This is a genomic window from Pantoea sp. BAV 3049 (genome assembly GCF_009765445.1).
Taxonomy (GTDB): domain Bacteria; phylum Pseudomonadota; class Gammaproteobacteria; order Enterobacterales; family Enterobacteriaceae; genus Erwinia.
In genome coordinates this window covers 1-3942 of the sequence record NZ_WHOY01000018.1, presented here as the reverse complement: position 1 = coordinate 3942, position 3942 = coordinate 1, and the positions used below count along the sequence as shown (strand labels likewise).

At 54.4% G+C, this 3942-nt stretch carries 2 protein-coding genes; both read right to left on the bottom strand.

The window, feature by feature from the left end; translation table 11 throughout:
• On the bottom strand, positions 1–2921 hold a 2921-nt coding region (locus GSQ70_RS00650), incomplete at its 3' end, for an Ig-like domain-containing protein (RefSeq protein WP_233268222.1).
• 415 nt (positions 2922–3336) lie between these two features.
• Entirely contained in the window at positions 3337–3732 is a 396-nt protein-coding gene (locus tag GSQ70_RS00645; protein WP_158780481.1) for a hypothetical protein, read from the bottom strand.
• Between the last annotated feature and the right edge of the window lie 210 nt (positions 3733–3942).

Sequence of the window (3942 nt, the reverse complement as noted above, 5' to 3'; positions counted from 1 at the left end):
CCGTCCGCCAGAGGTTGATCCGGCGTGAAGCTCCAGCTGCCGTCGTCGCCCACGGTCGCTTCGCCGATTGCTTTGTCACCGTCGGTGATGGTCACGGTGGAGCCTGGCTTCATACCTTCGCCGCCAAAGGTCGGCGTGCTGTCGCTGGTGGTCGCGTCGTCTTCGAGCGCGTTACCGGCATCATCGGTCAGCACCGGAGTAGAGGCTTCAGTGTCCACCACAATATTGGTGGTGTCGCTGGTGGCATTGCCGTTGGCATCCGTCCCAGCAATGGTGATGGTGTGATCACCGTCCGCCAGCGGTTGATCCGGCGTGAAGCTCCATTTACCGTCGTCGCCCACGGTCGCTTCACCCAGCACGGTGTCGCCGTCGCTGATAGTGACGGTGGAGCCAGGCTCCATATTCTGCCCGCCAATGGTCGGCGTGCTGTCGCTGGTGATGCCACCATCGGAAATCACTTTGCCAGTGTCGTCGATGATGACCTGATCGCTTGCCCCGGTATCCACCACGATGTTCACCGTGTCGCTGGCGGTGTTGCCATCGGTGTTGGTGCCGTCGATGGTGATGGCGTGGTTGCCGTCCGCCAGCGGTTCGTCAGGGGTGAAGGTCCAGTTGCCATCCTCGTCAACGGTCACTTCGCCGATCACTTTGTCACCGTCGCTGATGGTCACGGTCGAACCCGGTTCCATACCTCCGCCACCAATGGTCGGCGTGCTATCGGTAGTCGTGCCACCATCGGCAATGACCCTGCCTCCGTCGTCGGTCAGTACCGGATCGGTGGCTTCAGTGTCCACCACAATGTTGACCGTATCGTTCACATTGTTGCCGTTGGCATCGGTACCATCGATGACCAGCGCGTGGTCGCCGTCAGCCAGAGGTTCGTCAGGGGTGAAGGTCCAGTTGCCGTCCTCGTCAACGGTCACTTCGCCGATCACTTTGTCGCCGTCGGTGATGGTCACATCAGAGCCCGGTTCCATGCCGCCGCCGCCGATGGTCGGGGTAGTGTCGCTGGTGGTGGTGCCGTCTTCAATCGGGTTGCCCGCGTCGTCGGTCAGACCCGGCGTACTGGCTTCGGTGTCCACCACGATGTTCACCGTGTCGTTCACGTTGTTGCCGTTGGCGTCGGTGCCATCAATGATCAGTGCGTGATCGCCGTCGGCCAGCGGTTCGTCAGGGGTGAAGGTCCAGTTACCGTCTTCGTCCACGGTCACTTCGCCAATCACTTTGTCACCGTCGGTGATGGTTACATCAGAGCCAGGCTCCATACCGCCACCGCCAATGGTCGGCGTACTGTCACTGGTTGTGCCGCCATCTTCAATCGGGTTGCCCGCGTCGTCGGTCAGACCCGGCGTGCTGGCTTCGGTGTCCACCACGATGTCTACCGTCTTGCTTACGTCGTCGCCGTTCGCGTCGGTGCCATCAATAACCAGCGCGTGATCGCCGTCAGCCAGCGGTTCATCAGGGGTGAAGGTCCAGTTGCCGTCTTCGTCTACGGTCACCTCACCGATCACTTTGTCACCGTCGGTGATGGTCACATCAGAGCCCGGCTCCATGCCGCCGCCGCCAATGGTTGGGGTGCTGTCGCTGGTGGTGTCACCATTATTGATCGGGTTGCCCGCGTCGTCGGTCAGGTCCGGCTTGGTCGGGTCCACCACGATGTTCACCGTGTCGTTCACGTCGTTGCCGTTCGCGTCGGTACCGTCGATGACCAGCGCGTGGTCGCCATCGGCCAGCGGTTCATCAGGAGTGAAGGTCCAGTTACCGTCTTCGTCAACGGTTACCTCGCCGATCACCTCGTCGCCGTCGGTGATGGTCACGGTGGAGCCCGGCTCCATGCCGCCGCCGCCGATGGTTGGGGTGCTGTCGTTGGTGGTGTCGCCATCATTAATCGGGTGGCCTGCGTCGTCGGTCAGGCCCGGCGTGGTCGCGTCGGTGTCCACCACGATGTCCACCGTATTGCTTACGTCGTTGCCGTTGGCGTCGGTGCCGTCGATGACCAGCGCGTGATCGCCGTCGTCCAGCGGTTCATCAGGGGTGAAGGTCCAGTTGCCGTCTTCGTCTACGGTGACTTCGCCGATCACTTTATCGCCATCAGTGATGGTCACGTCAGAGCCCGGCTCCATGCCGCCGCCGCCGATAGTCGGGGTGCTGTCGCTGGTGGTGCCGCCGTCTGCAATTGGGTTGCCCGCGTCGTCGATCAGGCCCGGTTTGGTCGGGTCTTCTGGTGCCTCAGGAGTATCAGAGCCGCCGTCCGCAGGGGCATCGGCCCCACCATCAGACGGGGCATCAGTCTCACCCGCATCCCCTGCCGGGGTATCAGTATTGGTATCGATGATCACATCGACCGTCTCACTGGTTTCTTTGCCGTCAACATCGGTGCCATCAATAACGATTGAGTGGTCGCCGTCTGCCAGCGGTTCGTCAGGCGTCAGACTCCACTTGCCGTCTTCATCGACGGTCGCTTCACCAATTACGGTATCGCCATCTTTGATAACCACGGTTGAGCCGGGTTTCATTCCTTCGCCACTGAAAGTCGGTGTATTGTCAGTCAGCGTGCTGCCATTGGTCAGAATATTGCCCGCTTCATCACGTAATAAACCCGCCTGGCCTGAACCTGCGTTTGAATCATCAGAAGAGTGATTGCTTTTTCCGCCACCACCGCCGCCGCCAGCTCCTACTGCAATGCCAATTGCAGCTGCAGCGGCCAGCGCACCACCGGCAATGCCCATAGCGCTGAAGCCGTTGTCTGCAGCGATAGCGTCTACCGAAGTGGAAGTGAGTAAATAGAAATCAGATGCGGCGTCGTACTCATACGAATACACCACGCCATCAGAACCCGATGCCAGGATGACAGGCTGCTCTGCAGCTGGGAAATTATCCAGCACGATATCGTACTGCTCACCAGTAACGTCATCGATCACTTCTAAAGACAGCTTACCATCAGCCTTTTTGACGTGAATTTTTTTAGGGGGTTGCCCGTTATTGTTGTGGATTTCAAAGGAAGCTGCGTGCTGAGGCGCCTGCAGTGTGAGGGATTGATTGGAATTTAAGGTTTGCTTAGAAAGCAAATTACCTTTGATATCCTTAATAATTAATTGAAAATTCATTTTTTCACCAATAAAATCTGGAGTGACTAATTTGTTATTCAAAAGCAGAAAAAGAGTCTTTTCTGCTGTGCAACATGAAGAATAACTTTCCTTTTAAATCAATATAATACCCTCCATAGCAAACAACCCAGTTGGCATTAACTGAAGAAAGCGACAGTTTCCAGTTATTTCTTAAACGTGATTGATAAATAAATTGCGCTATCGCAGGATAGCGCGAAGAGGAGACGGTTCAGGCCAGACTGTTAATATCAAAATAATAAGGTCTTATTATCTTTCCATTCAGATAAATGCCTGTTCCTTCAGATGTTTGTTTAGAAATAATAAAGTCGCCAGGAACCTGTAACGACAACAAACGAAGCTGCAATGACTGCATAACCTGCCAAAGGCGCTGATTAGATGACTTCAGACCATGTACATCCCAGACGTGATAGAGGACATCTTTTTTCAGGACAACTTTATTGTTCGCGTTCTGCAATAAGAATAAGAACAGGCGTGTCATCGTATCCCGCATTCTGTATTCTTTAATTGTGCTGCGACTTTTCGGATCCAGGCAGGATAATCGACGATGGCTCAAATCAAACTGAACAAACTGGCCAATGTAATACCCCGCGATAAGTTTTTCCAAATACTCTTCCTCACCCTGAAGCAGAAAACAGTTATACCGCGTTTTCTGGAATTCATCTTATAGATTGCTGTTGAAAATAAAAAGAGAATGAGACTTATCTTAAATCATCAATATCTTATACCACCAAAACAATATATAACGGTTTAAAATGCCAAAAACTTAAATCGACAAATGAAAAAACAACATGGCATTAACAATGACATTTATAAG